Source organism: Saccharothrix hoggarensis (assembly GCF_042678885.1).
GTDB classification, from domain to species: domain Bacteria; phylum Actinomycetota; class Actinomycetes; order Mycobacteriales; family Pseudonocardiaceae; genus Actinosynnema; species Actinosynnema hoggarensis.
Window position 1 is genome coordinate 1 of record NZ_JBHTLK010000041.1, and the last position, 17,564, is coordinate 17,564.

17 protein-coding genes are annotated in these 17,564 nt (G+C 72.2%); 11 read left to right on the top strand and 6 right to left on the bottom strand.

Translation table 11 applies throughout. The features are described 5' to 3' along the window. The coding region (locus ACFQ3T_RS10790) for a DUF6891 domain-containing protein (protein WP_380722905.1) at positions 1–501 on the bottom strand (501 nt) is incomplete at its 3' end. A 112-nt stretch (positions 502–613) separates the two neighbouring features. Between ACFQ3T_RS10790 and serS the strand changes: the two genes are divergently transcribed. Further along, on the top strand, positions 614–1,864 hold the full coding sequence (gene serS / locus ACFQ3T_RS10795) for a serine--tRNA ligase (protein WP_380722907.1): 1,251 nt from the start codon (positions 614–616) through the stop codon (positions 1,862–1,864). 4 nt (positions 1,865–1,868) lie between these two features. Here serS and lhgO read toward each other — a convergent pair whose 3' ends face one another. Further along, entirely contained in the window at positions 1,869–3,056 is a 1,188-nt protein-coding gene (gene lhgO, locus ACFQ3T_RS10800) for an L-2-hydroxyglutarate oxidase (protein WP_380722909.1), read from the bottom strand. Between the two features lie 52 nt (positions 3,057–3,108). Between lhgO and ACFQ3T_RS10805 the strand changes: the two genes are divergently transcribed. Continuing rightward, complete coding sequence (locus tag ACFQ3T_RS10805; protein WP_380722911.1) at positions 3,109–3,933, top strand: HAD family hydrolase; 825 nt, start codon at positions 3,109–3,111, stop codon at positions 3,931–3,933. Between the two features lie 42 nt (positions 3,934–3,975). Here the strand turns inward: ACFQ3T_RS10805 and ACFQ3T_RS10810 are convergent, their stop codons facing one another. Beyond that, the gene (locus tag ACFQ3T_RS10810; protein WP_380722912.1) at positions 3,976–4,698 is read right to left on the bottom strand and encodes a UDP-N-acetylglucosamine acyltransferase; all 723 of its coding nucleotides are present in this window, start codon (positions 4,696–4,698) and stop codon (positions 3,976–3,978) included. A gap of 427 nt (positions 4,699–5,125) precedes the next feature. Here ACFQ3T_RS10810 and ACFQ3T_RS10815 point away from each other — a divergent pair, with 427 nt between their 5' ends. Further along, a complete protein-coding gene (locus tag ACFQ3T_RS10815) occupies positions 5,126–6,499 on the top strand; it encodes a hypothetical protein (RefSeq protein WP_380722913.1) in 1,374 nt (457 codons plus the stop codon). 83 nt (positions 6,500–6,582) lie between these two features. Here the strand turns inward: ACFQ3T_RS10815 and ACFQ3T_RS10820 are convergent, their stop codons facing one another. The 3 genes from ACFQ3T_RS10820 to ACFQ3T_RS10830 are packed head-to-tail and all read right to left on the bottom strand — an operon-like array spanning position 6,583 to position 9,894. Further along, positions 6,583–7,782, bottom strand: coding sequence for a glycosyltransferase family 4 protein (locus tag ACFQ3T_RS10820; protein ID WP_380722915.1), 1,200 nt, complete (start codon positions 7,780–7,782; stop codon positions 6,583–6,585). Between the two features lie 13 nt (positions 7,783–7,795). Next, a complete protein-coding gene (locus ACFQ3T_RS10825; protein WP_380722917.1) occupies positions 7,796–8,800 on the bottom strand; it encodes a Gfo/Idh/MocA family protein in 1,005 nt (334 codons plus the stop codon). Then, positions 8,797–9,894 (bottom strand): DegT/DnrJ/EryC1/StrS family aminotransferase, encoded by a 1,098-nt coding sequence (locus ACFQ3T_RS10830; RefSeq protein WP_380722919.1) that lies wholly within the window; start codon positions 9,892–9,894, stop codon positions 8,797–8,799. Before ACFQ3T_RS10830 ends, ACFQ3T_RS10825 begins: the two co-directional genes overlap by 4 nt. Positions 9,895–10,042: 148 nt before the next feature. Here ACFQ3T_RS10830 and ACFQ3T_RS10835 point away from each other — a divergent pair, with 148 nt between their 5' ends. The 8 genes from ACFQ3T_RS10835 to ACFQ3T_RS10870 all read left to right on the top strand — a co-directional run bounded on the left by ACFQ3T_RS10835 (position 10,043) and on the right by ACFQ3T_RS10870 (position 17,520). After that, positions 10,043–10,789, top strand: coding sequence for a UDP-N-acetylglucosamine acyltransferase (locus tag ACFQ3T_RS10835; RefSeq protein WP_447009559.1), 747 nt, complete (start codon positions 10,043–10,045; stop codon positions 10,787–10,789). A 66-nt stretch (positions 10,790–10,855) separates the two neighbouring features. Next, positions 10,856–11,095 carry an acyl carrier protein gene (locus ACFQ3T_RS10840; protein WP_380722920.1) on the top strand — a complete coding sequence of 80 codons (240 nt, stop codon included), beginning with the start codon at positions 10,856–10,858 and terminating at the stop codon, positions 11,093–11,095. Between the two features lie 38 nt (positions 11,096–11,133). After that, positions 11,134–11,880: an SDR family NAD(P)-dependent oxidoreductase gene (locus tag ACFQ3T_RS10845; protein WP_380722922.1), complete on the top strand. Its 747-nt coding sequence runs from the start codon at positions 11,134–11,136 to the stop codon at positions 11,878–11,880. After that, complete coding sequence (locus ACFQ3T_RS10850) at positions 11,877–13,295, top strand: AMP-binding protein (protein ID WP_380722923.1); 1,419 nt, start codon at positions 11,877–11,879, stop codon at positions 13,293–13,295. Before ACFQ3T_RS10845 ends, ACFQ3T_RS10850 begins: the two co-directional genes overlap by 4 nt. Beyond that, positions 13,292–14,356 carry a LuxE/PaaK family acyltransferase gene (locus ACFQ3T_RS10855; RefSeq protein WP_380722924.1) on the top strand — a complete coding sequence of 355 codons (1,065 nt, stop codon included), beginning with the start codon at positions 13,292–13,294 and terminating at the stop codon, positions 14,354–14,356. Before ACFQ3T_RS10850 ends, ACFQ3T_RS10855 begins: the two co-directional genes overlap by 4 nt. Next, on the top strand, positions 14,353–15,582 hold the full coding sequence (locus ACFQ3T_RS10860; protein ID WP_380722926.1) for an acyl-CoA reductase: 1,230 nt from the start codon (positions 14,353–14,355) through the stop codon (positions 15,580–15,582). Before ACFQ3T_RS10855 ends, ACFQ3T_RS10860 begins: the two co-directional genes overlap by 4 nt. A 35-nt stretch (positions 15,583–15,617) precedes the next feature. Further along, a complete protein-coding gene (locus ACFQ3T_RS10865; protein WP_380722927.1) occupies positions 15,618–16,595 on the top strand; it encodes a lysylphosphatidylglycerol synthase domain-containing protein in 978 nt (325 codons plus the stop codon). A 46-nt stretch (positions 16,596–16,641) separates the two neighbouring features. Further along, positions 16,642–17,520, top strand: coding sequence for an LLM class flavin-dependent oxidoreductase (locus ACFQ3T_RS10870; RefSeq protein ID WP_380722928.1), 879 nt, complete (start codon positions 16,642–16,644; stop codon positions 17,518–17,520). The last annotated feature ends 44 nt before the right edge of the window (positions 17,521–17,564 follow it).

A 17,564-nucleotide genomic window follows, 5' to 3' on the forward strand; every position in this document is an offset into this window, starting at 1 on the left:
CGCGGTGAGCGCCGCGACGACCTCGCGGCCCACCGCCGCGGCCGCGGCCGCGTGGTCGGGCGAGTCGGCGAGCGGGCCGTAGGCCAGGAACAACCCGCCGCCCGCCGCGGCCGACTCGGTGTCCTGCCGGTGGAAGAAGACGTACCCGCGGGCCGCCTCGCCCGCCTCGTCACCGATCTCCGCGACGCCGCACGTCTGGCAGCACGTGAAGTCCGGCCGGGCGACGATCCCGTCCGCGTCCAGCGCCTCGAACACCGCGAGCAGCCGGTCCACGTCGGTCGTCGCCGGCCACCCCTCCTGCTCGGCGGCCCGCTCCCGCCACAGCCGCTCCACGACCGCGCGCACGTGCCCCGGCGTCACGGCCCCCTCGTCCTCGAAGCACTCCAGCACGTCCTCCAGCACCTCGTCGAAGGTCGAGAACCCGCCGTGCACGAGCCCCCGCGCGTGCTCCTCGACCTCTTCGGCGACTTCTTCCGGGACGTCGTCCACCTGTTCCACCACGAGCGCATCCTGCCCGAGGGGTCCGACATCCCGTGATCACGGCGGCCGGCGCGCGGGAGCCGTCCGGCAATGGCTTTCACGGTGGTCCGGGCCGGGTACTACCCTTCCCCGTGTGATTGACCTCAAGGCACTGCGCGAGAACCCGGAAGCCGTCCGCGCGTCGCAACGCGCCCGCGGCGAGGACGAGACCGTGGTCGACGCGCTGCTGTCCGCCGACGAGCGCCGCCGGGCCGCCATCGCCCGCGCCGACGCGCTGCGCGGCGAGCAGAAGACGTTCGGCAAGCAGGTCGGCAAGGCCCGCGGCGAGGAGCGGGACGCGCTGCTGGCCAAGGGCAAGGAGCTGGCCGCCGAGGTCAAGGCCGCCGAGGCCGAGCAGTCCGCCGCCGAGGCCGAGCTGACCGAGCTGCACCGCGCCGTCCCGAACGTGGTCCACCCGGACGCGCCGGAGGGCGGCGAGGACGACTACGTCGTGCTCAAGCACGTCGGCGAGAAGCGCGAGTTCGACTTCACCCCGCTCGACCACCTCGACCTGGGCACCAGGCTCGGCGCGATCGACATGGAGCGCGGCGCGAAGGTGTCGGGCTCGCGGTTCTACTTCCTCACCGGCGTCGGCGCGCGGCTGGAGCTGGCGCTGCTGAACATGGCCGTCGCCCAGGCCACCGCGGCCGGCTTCACGCTGATGATCACGCCGACGCTGGTCCGCCCGGAGATCATGGCCGGCACCGGCTTCCTCGGCGCGCACGCGAGCGAGATCTACCGGCTCGAACAGGACGACCTGTACCTCGTCGGCACGTCGGAGGTGCCCCTCGCGGGCTACCACGCGGACGAGATCCTGGACGGCCCGAAGCGCTACGCGGGCTGGTCGTCGTGCTACCGCCGCGAGGCGGGCTCGTACGGCAAGGACACCCGCGGCATCATCCGGGTGCACCAGTTCAACAAGGTCGAGATGTTCTCCTACGTCAAGCCGGAGGACGCCGAGGCCGAGCACGCCAGGCTCCTGGCCTGGGAAGAGGAGATGCTGGCCAAGATCGAGGTCCCGTACCGGGTCATCGACACGGCCGCCGGCGACCTCGGCACGTCGGCCGCGCGCAAGTTCGACTGCGAGGCGTGGCTCCCCACCCAGCAGGCGTACCGCGAGCTGACGTCCACGTCGAACTGCACCACGTTCCAGGCGCGCCGGCTGAACGTGCGCTACCGCGACGAGAACGGCAAGCCGCAGATCGCCGCCACGCTCAACGGCACCCTGGCCACCACCCGCTGGATCGTGGCCATCCTGGAGAACCACCAGCAGGCCGACGGCTCGGTCGTCGTCCCGGAGGCGCTGCGGCCGTTCCTCGGCCTCGACGTGCTGAAGCCGATCTGACCGGTCAGGACCAGCTGCGCTCGACCTCGCCCGCCACGTGCCGGCCGATCTCCAGCGCCGACGTCGCGGCGGGTGAGGGCGCGTTGAGCACGTGCACCTGCCGCGGCGCGGTGTCGATCAGGAAGTCGTCCACGAGCGAGCCGTCCGCGCGCATCGCCTGCGCCCGCACGCCCGCGGTGGCGGGCACCAGGTCGTCCTCCCGCACCGCGGGCACCAGCCGGGCCAGGCTCGCCGCGAACCGCTTGCGGGACAGCGACCGCAGCACCTCCGCCGCGCCGGTGCGGGCAAACCGGCGCGCCAGCCGCCACGTGCCGGGGAACCGGGCCACGTCCAGCACGTCGGCCACCGAGACGTCACGCCACCGGTAGCCCTCGCGGCGCAGCGCCAGCACCGCGTTCGGGCCCGCGTGCACGCTGCCGTCGAGCATCCGGGTCAGGTGGACGCCCAGGAACGGCAGGGCCGGGTCCGGCACCGGGTAGATCAGCCCGCGCACCAGCCGCCGCCGGTCGGGCCGCAGCTCGTAGTACTCGCCCCGGAACGGCACGATCGTCGCCGACGGCGTCACGCCCGCGAGCCGCGCCACCCGGTCGCTGTGCAGGCCCGCGCAGTTCACCAGCGCGTCCGCCCGCACCACACCGCCCGGCGTGGCCACCTCGACGCCGCCGCCGCTGAGCGCGCGCCGGATCGCCAGCGCGGGCGTGGCCAGGCGCAGGTCGTGGCCGTCCAGCTCGCGCACGAGCGCCGCGCACACGGCCGGGAAGTCGATGATCCCGGTGCTCTCCACCCGCAACGCGGCCACCGCCGCCACCTCGGGCTCGTGCTCGCGGGCCTCGTCGACGCCGATCCGCCGCGCCGGCACCCCGTTCGCCTCGGCGCGCGCGGCCAGCGCGTCCAGCCTCGGCACCTCGTCGGGCGAGGTCGCGACGACGAGCTTGCCGCACACCTCCACCGGCACGCCGTGCTCGCGCGCGTAGGCGACGATCGAGGCGTTGCCGGCCACCGACATGCGCGCCTTCAGCGAGCCCGGCTTGTAGTACAGGCCCGCGTGCACGACGTTGCTGTTGTGCCCCGTCTGGTGGGCCGCCCACTGCCGTTCCTTCTCCAGCACCACCACGTCGTGGCCGCGCCGGGCCAGCTCCCGCGCCGTCGCCAGACCCACGATGCCGCCACCGATCACCACTGCTCGTCGCACCCGGCAGACGCTAGTGCGGGAGCCCGGCGTTCGACCAGGCACCATGGGAGGCGTGCAGAGACCTTCCCTTGTGGCATCCGACGTCGACGGCACCCTGCTCACCCCGCTCGGCCGGGTCAGCCCGCGCACGGCGGCCACGGTCGGCCGCGTGCTCGCCGCCGACGTCCCGTTCGTGCTGGCCACGGGCCGCCCGCCCCGCTGGGTGCCGGACGTGGCCGACGCCTGCGGCGTGTCCGGCTACGCCGTGTGCTCGAACGGCGCGGTGATCTACGACATCGGCGCCGACCGCGTCGTCTCGGCGGAGCTGCTCACCCCGGTGCAGCTCACCGACCTGGCCGGCATCCTCGACCGGGCGCTGCCGGGCTGCGCGCTGGCGTCGGAACGCGTCGGCGAGACGGCCCGCGACGGCGCTTCCCGCAACAGCGACTTCATCGCCGACGAGTCCTACAACCACCCCTGGCCGGACGGCGGCCAGCCGCTGCCGGGCCACCAGCGGGCCCAGGTGCTCGGCCTGCCGGCGGTGAAACTGCTGGTCAGGCACGCGAAGATGACGTCGGAGGACATGGCGGCCGCGGTCGGCCCGCTGGTCGACGGCCAGGTCGCGATGACGTACTCGACCAACGAGGGCCTGCTGGAGTTCGCCGCGCCCGGCGTGACGAAGGCGACCGGCCTGGCCGCCGTGAGCGAGCTGCACGGCGTGCCGGCCACCGGCGTGCTGGCCTTCGGCGACATGCCCAACGACGTGCCGATGCTGAGCTGGGCCGGGCACGGCGTCGCCATGGCGAACGCCCACCCCAAGGCGTTGGCCGCGGCGGACGAGGTCACCGCGGCCAACTCCGAGGACGGTGTCGCGCTGGTGCTGGAGCGCTGGTTCTGACCGGTCCCGGCTCCGGTGGGTCGGGCTCGGACCGGCGCGGGTTCAGGAGCAGGCGCTGACGGCGGCGACCATCGGCCGCTCCGGCCGCGAGTCCGCCCACCAGTCGAACGCGGACCGCAGCTCGTCCGGCACCGCGACGGGGGCGCACGACCGCTCGTAGGCCGTTTCCAGGGCCTGCGCCGAGGTCTCCGAGTAGCCGGCCCGGCTCATCCCCACCGCGTTGACGCCGTGCAGCCGGGCCGGGCTGCCGAACGCCTTGGCGAACGGCGGCACGTCCCTCGACACGACGGAGCCCATGCCGACCATGGCGCCCGGCCCCACCACGCGCCACTGGTGCACGACGGCGTTCATGCCCACGTTGACGCCGTCGCCGATCCGGGTGTGCCCGCCGAGGGACACCCCGGCCGACAGCGTGGCGTGCGGCCCGATCTCGCAGTCGTGGGCGATGTACACCCGGCTGAGCACCCACGACCCGGCCCCGATCGACGTGGGACGGCGGCTGCCCTGCTGGATGGTGGTCAGCTCGCGCACCGTCACGCCCTCGCCGAGGTGGACGCCGTGGTGGGCGAGGTCGCCCTCCCACGCCCGGTTGTGCGTGGCGTCGGTGATCTCCGGCGGCGTGCCGATCACGCAGCCGGGGCCGATCCAGCAACCGTCCTGCACGACGGCCGGGCCGAGCACGACCGCGCCCGGACCGATGGTGACGTCGTCGCCGAGCGTGACACCGTCACCGATGATCGCTGTGGGGTGAATGTGGTTGACCACTGGACTCCGTTCCGCCGGATGTGGGGGTCATGGCCGGCCCGGGTGGTGGTGCGGCTGATCCGCGCGGCGGTGCGGACCGGGGCTGAACCCGGTGACGGTTCTCGCGCCATGACGGTGTCGCGCGTCGAGAGGACGCCCTCGGACCCGGGACCGCGTGTGCCCGGGGAGGGCGTCGGTGCTCGGGTCGAGGCGACATTGCAAGCGGCGATTATCGCAGAGCCCGTCGATCGTCCCCACGGCCCATCGGCGATGCGACCAACGGGGTAACCGATCCGGTCAGGTGACGGGGAGAATTCGATTCGACACACCGCGTCACACCAGTGATGATCACTTTCCGTTTCGATGGTGTAACGAAAGGTATTCGAGGGGCGGCTCGCCGCTCCTCACTTGCGAGAGCACGACCGCCGCGGTCGCGAAGGGGGACGCCATGGCATTCGAAGCCGCCGTGAGGACCGTCGACATCACCCCGGTCCACCCGCCGTACCCGAGCCTGTGGATGGGTGGCTACGGGTGGGGGCCGCGCCCCAACAACGGCCTGATCGCCCGGCGGCTCCGGGCGCACTGCCTGGTGCTGTGGGACGACGGCGTGCCGAACGTGCTGCTGCGCGCCGACGTGGTCAGCATCCCGCGCGACGTGCACCACTTCATCCGCGACACCGTCGTCCGCGAGGGCCTGGTGGACTTCGAGTCCGACTTCCTGCTCTCGTCCAGCCACACGCACTCCGGCGCGTGCCTCGGCGACACCCGGCCCGACCCGAAGATCATCATGAACCTCACCGACGCCGACGTGCACGCGGTCAACCAGACGACGTGGCTGGTCATGGAAGCGCTGGTGCAGCTCGTGCGCGACACGGTGGCCATGCCGCGCACGCCCGTGACGGCGAGATACGGCCGGACCACGGCCGACCTGGGGTTCAACCGGGCCGGCCTGCCCACCGTGCTGGACGAGGTCGAGGTGGTGGTCCTGCGCCGGGCCGGCACCCAGCGGGGCAACTTCGCGGTGCTCTTCGGCGCGGCGTGCCACCCCGTGGCCCGCGGCAACGACCAGGTGTTCGACAGCGACTACCCCGGAGCCGCCGCCGAGCACATCGAGCAGGCGCTCGGCGTGCCGGCCCTGTTCTTCCAGGGCGCGGCGGGCGACCAGGAGCCGCACCACCCGCACGTCCCGGAGCAGGTGACGACCCTGGGCTCCCGGCTCGGCCGCGCGGTCGTCGACCGGATCGTCGCCGGGAACCTGGCCGCCGTCACCGGACCGGTGCGCACGTCGTACGTCGAGGTGCAGCTGCCGCTGTCGGTCGACACCACGCAGCAAGCCGTGGTGGACGAGCTGCGGGCCAAGTACCAGGCGCGGGCGGCCGGCCTGCCGACCTCCGACGTCCGCCGCAGGCACGCCGACCAGATGCTCGGCCTGATCAACGCCAACCTGCTGCCCACGTCGATGCCGATGCCCATCCAGTGCTGGCGGTTCGGCGGGCTGAACGTCATCGCCCTGGGGCACGAGGTGCTGTCGGCGTTCGACGTGCGGCTGCGCGCCGCGTTCGGCGGACCGCTGTGGGTGATGGGGTACGCGAACGAGGTCGAGGGCTACGTGCCCGACGACCAGGCGTGGTGGGCCGGCGGGTACGAGGCGGGGTGGAGCGGCGACCCGGCGATCGCGGGTGAGTTCGCCGCGACGATGGCGTACTCGTGGCCGACGCCGCTGAAGGCGTCGCCGGTGGGCGTCACGCCGGCCGCGGCGGGCAGCGCCGAGCGGATCGTGCTCGACACCGCGCTGGGCCTGCTGACCAGCCCGATCGTCTGACCGGCCCGAAGTTCAAGTGGAGCGGAACGGCCGACGTGGTCGGCGGCGGGTGACCCCGTCGCCGACCACGTCGTCGCCCGTCGTCAGGCCTTGCCCGCGATGGACTTGAGGATGTCCAGGTTCGCTTCGCAGATCTTGGGCATGTCGAAGTTGTCGAACACCCACTGCTTGCCCGCCTGGCCGACCTTCTCGGCCAGCGCCGGGTCGTCGAGCAGCTTGTGCACCGCGGCCGCGAGGCCCTGGTGGTCACCGGGCTTCACCAGCAGCGACTCGATGCCGTTGGTGATCGTCGCGCTGGGGAAGTAGTCGCCCCGCTCGGCGATGACGGTCGGCGTGCCGGCGGCCATGGCCTCCAGCGACGCGATGCCGATGCCGAAGCCCTGCAGGTCGTGGATCTCCAGGTCCGAGGCGGCGAGGATGCCGGGGATCTCGGGCTTGGGCAGCGTGCCGGTGCAGATGAGCGCGTGGTCGACGCCCAGCTCCTTGGCCCGGTCGAGGAAGGCGGTGAAGTACATGCCGCCCACGACCATGACCTTGGTGTCCGGGTGCTTCTCCAGGATCATCGGCAGCGCCTCGATGAGGTTCAGCCGGTCGCGCACCGGGATCACGTGGCCCAGCGACGCGATCAGCGGACCGTCGCCGATGCCGTACTTCGCGCGCACCCGGTCCCGCTCGATCGAACGGGACAGGTTCGTGAAGCGGTCGAGCTCGACGCCGACGGCCAGCTTCTCGATCCGGCTGTCCGGGATCTTGTAGCGCTTCTTGATGTACTCGTCGAACACGGTGTCGATCGCGACGACCTTGGTCGGCTTGTTGTACGCCGTGATCGGCCGCACGACGAGCGCGTCGAGCACCCGGAACACGCCGTGCACCAGCTTCACCGGGCTCTGCAGCCGCGTGTGCAGGGTCAGCAGCGACGGCACCTTGTTCTTGCGCGCCCACAGGCCGCTCTGCCAGGTGAGGTCGAAGAACTGTCCGTGCTGGTGGATGACGTCGGGCTTGAAGTCGTCCAGCAGCTTGAACACCCGCTTGCGGTTGCCCCACTTCAACGCGAACGTGATGTCGAAGTTGAACGAGATCCGCGTCTCCGGCAGGGTCCACGACGGCAGCCGCACGATGCGGAGACCGTCGCGCTCTTCCACCGGCAGCGCGCCCCCGTACGCGGCGGTGATGACCAGCACCTCGTGACCCGCCGCGGCGTAGTGCCTGGCCAGCGTGTCGGACACGTAGGCACTACCGCCCATTCGGGGCGGGAAGAAGTTGTTGACGATCGCGATGCGCACGCGGATTCCCCTCTTAGCTCGCACCCGCCGGAACCGCCGCCACGTGCCCGTTCCCCGTCGACACGGTGGCCTCGTGCACCACGCGGTGCGCCGGCAGGATCGCCGCGCGCTCCTTGCGCACCTCGTCGGAGCCCGCGCCGAGTTCCATCAGGTTGAGGAAGTGGTTGAGCTGGGCGGCGAGCGGTTCGGCGCTCTGCAGGATGGTCGGCAGCTCGATGACGGTCTGCTGCTTGTAGCCCACGCCGTCGGCCGCGGGCGAGTCCGCCACGTGCCGGTAGATGGTGATGTCGCGGCGGAGCAGGTCGATCTCGATCAGGCGGTCCAGCTCCAGCACGGAGATCTGCCGCACCTTGCGCTGGCTGATCCGGCTGGCGGAGATGGTGGCGAGCGCGCCGCCCGGGAACGACATGGTCGCGTCGGCCGAGTCCTCGGACTGGTTGGCCTTGGACTGCGGGTTGAAGTACCCGAACGAGCCCTTCACCGCGGCCGGCTCCTCGCCGATGAACCGGATGGCGAGGTCCACGTCGTGGATCAGCAGGTCGGACGCGACACCGGTCTTGATCCGCGGCACGAACGGCGAGTGCCGCATGGCGTTGATCTGCACGACCTCGCCCACGAACTGCATCGCGGTCATGATCGCCGGGTTGAACCGCTCCAGGAAGCCGCAGACCAGCGGCAGGCCGCGGCGCTCCGACTCGGTCACCAGCTCCTCGGACTGCGCGTAGGTGGCCGCCAGCGGCTTCTCCACCAGCAGCGGCTTGCCCAGCTCCAGGACCTGCTTGGCGATGTCGTAGTGCGCCTCGGTCGCGGCGGCGATCACCACGGCGTCGATGCCGGCCAGGCCGTCGATCGACGGCGCGTAGGCGGCGCCGTAGCGGTCGGCGATCTCCTTGCCGACCTCCTCGCGCTGCTCCACGAGCACGGCGAAGTCGACCCGGTCGGACTGGGACAGCACCCGGGCGTGCAGCGAACCCATGCTGCCCGCGCCGATCAGCGCCACCTTGGGACGTGCGCTCATGCGCCGAACACCTCCCGCACCGCCGCGACGACGGTGTCCAGCTCGGCCTCGGTCAGCTTCGGGTGCACCGGCAGCGACAGCGCCTGCTCGGCGACCTTCTTGGCCACCGGCACGTCCGAGGCGATGACCTGCGGGTTGTCCCGGTAGCAGTCGTAGTCGAACACCAGCTTCGGGTAGTAGATCCCGTTGCCGACGCCCTTCTCGGTGAGCTTGGCGGACAGCTCGTCCCGGGTCACCGGGGCGTCGTCGCCGACCAGCACGGTGTACTGGTGCCACACGTGCGAACGGCCGGGGAGCACCGTCGGGACGGTCAGGCCGGTCAGGCCGTCGAGCCCCTTGGACAGCGCCTCCGCGTTGCGCTGGCGCGCCTCCGTGAGCTGCGGCAGCTTCTCCAGCTGCGGGATGCCCAGCGCGGCGTGCAGGTCCGTCAGCCGGTAGTTGTGGCCGGCCATCTCGTACTGGTAGCGCGCCCGCATGCCCTGGTTGCGCATGACCCGCAGCTTGTCCGCGAGGGCGTCGTCCGAGGTGGTGATCACACCGCCCTCGGCCGTCGTGATGTTCTTCGTCGCGTAGAGCGAGAAGCAGCCGATGCCGAAGCTGCCGGCCGCCTTGCCCTCGAACGTCGCGCCCACCGCCTGCGCCGCGTCCTCGACGATCGTCAGCCCGTGCTCCTCCGCCAGCGGCACGAGGCGGCCCATGTCGGCCGTCTGGCCGTACAGGTGGACCGGCATGAGCACCTTCGTCTTCGGCGTGACCTGCGCGGACACCGCGTCGGGGTCGATGCAGAAGTCGTCGGCGCGGATGTCCGCGAAGCGTGCCGTCGCCCCCGCCTCCAGGATCGCGTTCAACGTCGCGACGAAGGTGAACGGCGAGGTGATGACCTCGTCACCCGGCTGGAGGTCGAGCGCCTGGATGGACGCGACGAGGGCGGTCGTGCCGTTGTTCACAGCGACCGCGTGCGGCACGCCAGCCACGGCGGCGAAGGCGTCCTCGAACCGCTTGACCATCGGGCCCTGAGCGATGACGCCGGACCGGAGCACCTCGAGTACCAGCGCTTCGGCGTCACGGACGTCTACGACGGTGATGGGAATCATGCAGCAGACTTTCGCTTTCGGAGGCGATGGGATACGTCCGGTAGAGTGACTGTTCGTCCCCGGCCCGACGCGGACCACACGTTACCTGCAGGGGACACCACCTCCCGACGTAGGTGTGCCTAGGGTCCGCGAGACGCGCGGGGGACGCGTGGAAGACACCGACGGCAAGGGCACCAAGGGCGAGGTAGTGGCGAACAGAATCCACCCGACGGCGATCGTCGCCGACGGCGTCGTCCTCGGTGACGACAACATCATCGGCCCGTACACCGTCATCGCCGGTCCCTGCCGGATCGGCGACGGGAACTACATCGGGCCGCACGTGAGCATCGGCGGGCCGCCGGAGTACCTCGGCAGCCCCCACCTGGCCGGCTGGGACGGCGAGCAGTCCGACGGCCCCGGCGTGGTGATCGGCGACAACAACCGCATCCGCGAGTTCGTCACGGTCAACCAGGGCGTGCACGAGGCCACGGCGCTGGGTTCCGGCAACTACCTGATGGGCCGCGCGCACCTGGGCCACGACGTGGTCGTGGACGACGGCGCGGTCATCAGCTCCGCCGTGCAGCTCGCCGGCCACTGCCGCGTCTGGTCGTTCGCCAACATCGGCATCGGCACCGTCGTGCACCAGCGCACGGCGATCGGGCCGGGCGCGATGGTCGGCATGGGCTCGGCCGTGCGCAAGGAGGTGGGCGCGTTCACCATCGCGGTGGGCAACCCCGCGCGCGTCACCGGCCTCAACACGATCGGCCTCAACCGGCGCGGCTGCGACGACGACCTGGTGGAGGCGCTGTCGCCGTTCCTGAAGGGCAAGGGCGAGCTGCCGGCGGGCGACGGCCTGCCCGACGAGGTCGGCCGACTGCTCCGGGCCTGGTCGGCCCGCGCGAACGCCGAGCACTGAACCGGTACGGACCCAGGCCGCACGGCCGACCGCAGGACGACAACGACCAGATCGGGAGAGAACTCCATGGCGCTCAACGACAGACTCCGGGACACCTTCGTCGAGGCGCTCGGCCTCGACGGCGACGTGGACGTCGAGAACCTGAAGTACCGTGAGATCGACCAGTGGGACTCGGTCGGCCACATGGCGCTGGTCGCGGCCATCGAGGACGAGTTCGACGTGCAGTTCGACACCGACCAGGTCATCGACATGAGCAGCTTCAAGGTGGCCGCGGACATGCTGCGCGGCATGGGCGTCGAGGACTGAGCACCCACTCCGCCGGCGCTAACAGGACTGACAGAGCAGTGACACATCTCAGTGACCGGGTCGTCGTCGTCACCGGGGGCACCCGGGGCATCGGTCTCGCCACCGCCGAAGCGCTCGCCGCGGCGGGCGCCACCGTCGTGCTCACCGGCCGTGACCGCGAGGTCGCGGAGCAACGCGCGGCGGAGGTCGCCGAGCACACCGGCGCGGTGGTGCGCGGCGTGCCGCTCGACGTCACCGACTCCGCCGCCGTGCGCGACGCGTTCAAGGCCGTCGCCAAGGAGCACGGCCGCGTCGACGGCCTCGTGGCCAACGCCGGTGTCATGGAGGGCGCGCTCGTCGGCATGATCGGCGACGACCACGTGCAGCGGCTCCTGAGCACGAACGTCGCGGGCACCGTGACGACCGTCCAGGCCGCGGCGCGGGCCATGATGCGCAAGAAGCGCGGCTCGATCGTCGTGCTCGCCTCGATCGTCGGCGAGAACGGCAACGCGGGCCAGACGGTGTACGCCGCGACCAAGGCCGCCGTGGCCTCGATCGCCAAGTCCACCGCCAAGGAGCTGGGCCGGTACGGCATCCGCGTCAACGCGGTCGCGCCCGGCGTGATCAAGACCGAGCTGACCGCGTCGCAGTCCGAGGAGACGCTGGAGCGGGTCGTCCGGGACACCTCCCTCGGCCGCCTCGGCGAGGCCGCCGAGGTCGCGTCGGTGATCGCGTTCCTGCTGGGCGACGGGTCGTCGTTCGTCACCGGGCAGGTGCTCGGGGTCGACGGGGGGCTCGTGCTGTGAGCCTGCTTGGAGCGGGTGCGCGAGTGGTCGACGCGGCCGGCGGCGGCGAGCTGTCCGGCGCCGCGCTGCCCGAGCGGGTGGCCGGCCTGGCCGAGGCACTGGCGCCCCTGCCTCCCGGCGTGCTCTTCGCGCGCACCGCGGTCGACGTGCCCAGCGTGCTGCGGTACCTGGCGGCGTTCGAGGCCGGGCGCGCGGTGGCCCTGCTGGACGAGGGCCAGGACCGGGACGTGCTGCTGGAGCTGGTCGCCCGGTTCCGCCCCGCCGCCGTGCTCGGCGCCGACGCGGACGCCGCCGCCCCGGACGGCTACCGCGCGGACGCCCTGGCGGCCGACGGCGGCCCGGTGTGGGTCCGCGAGGACCCGGAGGGCGTCGTCCCCCACCCCGACCTGGCCGTGCTGCTGCCGACCAGCGGGTCCACCGGCAACCCCAAGTTCGTCCGGCTGTCCCGGCACGCCGTGCTGGCCAACGCCGAGGCGATCGCGCGGGTCCTGGGCATCGACGCCACCGAGGTCGCGCCCACCAGCCTGCCCCTGCACTACAGCTACGGCATGTCGGTGCTCAACAGCCACCTGGTGCGCGGCGCGACCGTCGTGGTCGAGCCCACCGGGGTGATGAGCCGCGCGTTCTGGCAGGCCGTGGAGGAGCACAAGATCACGTCGCTGGCGGGCGTCCCGTACCACTACGAGATGCTCAAGCGGCTGCGGTTCGACCCGGCCAGGTACCCGTCGCTGCGCACCATCACGCAGGCGGGCGGCCGGCTGCGCGACGACCTCGTGGTCGACTTCAACGACCGGATGACCGCCGTCGGCGGCCGCATGTTCGTCATGTACGGCCAGACCGAGGCCGCGCCCCGGATGGCCACCGTGCCCGCCGAGCGGCTGGCGGAGAAGATCGGCTCCGCCGGGCCCGCGCTGCCCGGCGGCGAGTTCCGCGTCCGCCGCGACGACGGCGTGGAGACGACCGAGCCGGACGTGGTGGGCGAGGTCGTCTACCGCGGGCCGAACGTGATGATGGGCTACGCCGAGTCCGAGGCCGAACTCGCGCTCGGCGACGTGGTCGGTGGCGTGCTGGAGACCGGCGACCTCGGCCGGCTGGACGCGGAGGGCTACCTCTACCTCACCGGCCGGCTCAAGCGCATCGGCAAGGTCTTCGGCAACCGGGTCAACCTGGACGACCTGGAGCGGATGGTGGTCGACGCCGGTCTCGGCGTCGGCGCGGTCGCCGCGGTGCCCGCGGGCGACAAGGTGGTGCTGTGGCTGGAGGGTGCCGACGCGGAGCGCCGCAAGGCGGTCGCCCGTGCCCTCTCCGAGCGGCTGCACCTGCACGTGACCGGGTTCGACGTGCGGGAGACCGACGACCTGCCGCTGCTGCCCAGCGGCAAGGTCGACTACCGCGCACTGGAGGGACGGGCGTGACCAGCACTGTGGACGGCGTGTTCGGGTTGAGCCAGTCCGAGCGCGAGGCGGCGCTGCTGCCCGCGTTGACCGAGCTGACCGAGCACCACCGGAGCACCTGCGAGCCGTACGACCGCATCCTGACCTCGCTCGGCACGCCGCGGTCGTTCGACGCCGTGGCCGACCTGCCGTGGCTGCCGGTCCGGATGTTCAAGCACCACGTGCTCAAGTCCGTGCCCGACGACGAGGTGTTCAAGGTGCTGACCTCGTCCGGCACGACCGGCGCCGAGGTGTCCCGCATCTACCTCGACCGGGAGGCGGCCGGCGACCAGCCCCGCTACCTCGGCCGGACGTTGCGGGCCGTGCTGGGCGACCAGCGGCTGCCCATGCTCATGGTCGACAGCGTCGGCATCATCAAGAACCGGCGCTCGTTCTCGGCGCGCGGGGCGGGCGTGCTCGGCATGGCCAACTTCGGCCGCAAGCACGTCTACGCGCTGGACGAGGACGACCGGCCGGACGTCGAGGCGATCAAGGGCTTCCTGGCCCGGCACGGCGACGAGCCGTTCCTGATCTTCGGCTTCACGTTCATGGTGTGGCAGTACCTCTACGAGGTGGCCCGCGAGCACCGGCTGGACCTGTCGAACGGCATCCTCATCCACTCCGGCGGCTGGAAGAAGCTGATCGACCGCGCGGTGGACAACGCCGAGTTCCGCCGCCGGTTCGCCGCCGACACCGGCCTCACGAAGATCCACAACTACTACGGCATGGTCGAGCAGCTGGGCACCGTGTTCGTCGAGGGGCCGTCCGGCAACTCGCTGTACTGCCCGGACTTCGCCGACGTGGTCATCCGCGACCCGGAGACGTGGGCCGAGCAGCCCGTCGGCGTGCCGGGCGTCATCGAGGTCGTGAGCACCGTCCCGCGCTCCTACCCGGGCCACGTGCTGCTGACCGAGGACCTGGGCGTCGTGCACGGCGTCGACGACGGCGACTGGCCCGGCAAGCGGTTCTCCGTGCTGGGCCGGCTGCCCAGGGCCGAGGCCCGCGGGTGCTCGGACACGTTCAGCGGAGGTGCGGCGGCGTGAAGGTCGAACAGCGGTTCCCGGCCGGGCCGGACATCACCGTCGAGGACCTGCTCGCCGAGGTGGCGCGGGAACCCGAGGGCGGCCGGCTGGCCGTCGGCGACGAGCGCGTGGTCGAGTTCCTGGTGAAGTTCGCCCGCAAGCTGCTCGCGCCGGCCACCGCGCGGCGGTTCCCGGAGCTGGCGTCGCTCGGGTTCTTCCTGCGCCGCGGCGAGATCGCCAAGGCGCTGGCGACCCTGAGCACCCCGGACGGCGTGTTGCGCTTCCCGCGCGGGCTGGTGTTCCACGTGCCGCCGGCGAACGTGGACACGATCTTCGTCTACTCGTGGGCGCTGTCGGCGCTGGCGGGCAACCCGAACGTGGTCCGGATCTCGCCGCGCTCGGCGGGCGCCGCCGCGGCCGTCATCGAGGCCATGAACGACGCGCTCGCCGAGGCGGACCCGATCGTGGCCCGCACCCAGCGCATGATCACCTACGGCCGGGACGACGCGGTGACGGCGGCGCTGTCGCGCGCGTGCGAGCTGCGGGTCGTCTGGGGCGGCGACCGTTCCGTGACCGAGGTGCGCAAGCACCCGCTCGCCGCGCACGCCCGCGACCTGACGTTCCCCGACCGGGCGTCGTTCGCGGCGATCTCGGTGGCCGGGTGGGAGTCCGCCTCCGCCGAGCGCCGCCGTGAGGCCGCGGTCGGCTTCTACAACGACTCGTACTGGTTCGACCAGGCCGCGTGCGCCTCGCCGCGCACCCTGCTCTGGGTCGGCGACGCCGAGCGCGCCGAGGCGGCGCGCGAGGAGTTCCGGGACCTGCTGGCCGAGGTCGTGGCGGCGAAGCGGTTCGTCGTCGAGCCCGCGATGGCCGTGCAGAAGCGCGTCTCCGCCTACGGCGTGGCCGCCGAGGGGCACGCGACGCGCATCCGGTTCTCCGGCAACGCGGTGGCCACGCTGGAGCTGGGCTCGGGCGCCGACCTGCCGCGCGAGTGGCTGGGAGTGGGCACGTTCCCGCAGCTCACGCTGCCGTCGTTGGCCGAGTTCGGCCGGTTCGTGCAGCGCAAGGACCAGACGTTGAGCGTGTTCGGGTTCTCCCGGGACGAGGTGCTGGACTTCGTCCGCGGCCTCGGCGGGCGCGGCATCGACCGGGTCGTCCCGTTCGGCAAGGCGCTCGACTTCGCGGCGGTCTGGGACGGCTACGACCTCCTGGCCGAGTTCAGCAGGCTCACGACGGTGATCGCGTGAGCCGCGGCACCGAGACCACCACCGGAGAACCGATCATGAGCGAGTCCGCAGTCGACGCGGTCGTCGAGGAGAAGCCGGCCCGCACCCGCAAGCAGGTGGTCATCGCCTGGGCGCGGCGGCTGCTGGTGGTCCTGGTGCTGGCCGGCGCGGTGTACCAGCTGACCGGGCAGTGGGACGAGGTGTCCGCGGCGCTGCTGTCGCTGCCGTGGCAGTCGGTCGCGCTGTCGATGGTCGCCGTGTTCGCGGGCCTGTTCCTCGGGTCGGTGGTGTGGAAGATCGTGCTGTCCGACCTGGGCGCGCCGGTGACCTACGCGGACGCGGCCAAGTTCTACCTGGTCGGCGGCCTGGGCAAGTACATCCCGGGCGCGGTGTGGGCCGTGCTGCTGTCGATGGAGCTGGCGAAGCAGGCGGGCGTGAACCGCGCCCGGTCGTTCACCGCCGGGCTCGTGGCCACCGGCATGGGCGTCGTGGCGTCGCTCATCACGGGCCTCGCCGCGCTGCCCGTCCTGCTGGGAGGCGGGGAGTCGCGCCAGCTGCTGTGGCTGTTCTCGCTGCTGCTCATCGGCTTGGTCTTCCTGCACCCCAAGCTGCTGACGTGGCTGGTCAACCTGGTGCTCCGGGTGCTGCGCAAGCAGCCGCTGGAGCGCCGGTTCACCGGCAAGGAGGTGCTGAAGGCCACGGGTGTCGCGGTGGCCATCTACGTCCTCTACGGCGTGCACCTGTGGCTCCTGGTCAACGCCCTGGGCTCGCCGAGCATCGGCACGCTGGTGCTGTCCGCGGGCACGATGGGCATCTCGATGACGGCCGGCCTGGTCGCCTTCTTCCTGCCGTCCGGCATCGGCGCCCGGGAGCTCGTCATCACGGGCGCCATCGCGACCGTGCTGCCGACGCCCCAGGCGGTGGCGCTGGCCCTGGTGTCCCGGCTGATGTTCACGGTCGCCGACCTGATCTCCGCCGGTGTCGCCGCGCTGGTGGCGCAGCTCCAGCGCAAGCGCGCGGCCAAGGCGGCCTGACCAGCGGTTCTTCCCACCGTTCACGCGGCCTCGTTACTGTCTCGGCGTGCGCATTGGGATTGTGATCTTGCCCGAGGACCGCTGGTGGGCCGCCGAACCGAAGTGGCGGGGCGCCGAGGAGCTGGGCTTCCACCACGCGTGGACCTACGACCACCTGGGCTGGCGGACGCTCGTCGACGGACCGTGGTTCTCGGCGATCCCGACCCTCACCGCCGCGGCGGCCGTCACGTCCACGATCCGCCTCGGCACGTACGTGGCGTCGCCGAACTTCCGGCACCCGGTGCCGTTCGCCCGTGAGCTGACGACCCTCGACGACATCTCGGACGGCCGCCTCACCGTCGGCCTCGGCGCGGGCGGCGCGGGCTACGACACGGTGGTCATGGGCGGCGAGCCGTCCCGCAAGCGCACCGAGCGGTTCGGCGAGTTCGTGGAACTGCTCGACCGGCTGCTGACGGCCGACCGCACCACCTACCGGGGCGAGCACTACGCGGCGGTCGAGGCCCGCAGCGCGCCCGGCTGCGTGCAGCGGCCCAGGGTGCCGTTCGTCGTCGCCGCCAACGGCCCCAAGGCCATGCGGACCGCCGTCCGCTACGGCACCGGCTGGGTCACCACGGGCCCGGAGACCGACGACCACGCAACGTGGTGGCGAGGGGTGGCCGAGATCGCCGAGCGGATGGACGCGGAGCTGGCCGCCATCGAGCGGGCGCCGAGCACCCTCGACCGGCACCTCAACCTCGACTCGTCGCCGGTCTACTCGCTGACCAGCGTCGAGCACTTCCGCGACGCCGTGGGCCGGGCCCGTGAGCTGGGCTTCACCGACGCGGTGACGCACTGGCCGCGGGCCGAGGGCGTCTACGCGGGCCGGGAGACCGTGCTGGAGCAGGTGGCGTCCGACGTGCTGCCGGAGTTCGCGCCCCACCGGTAGCCGCCCCGACCGCCCGCGACGACCCGGGACCGCCGACGCGCCGG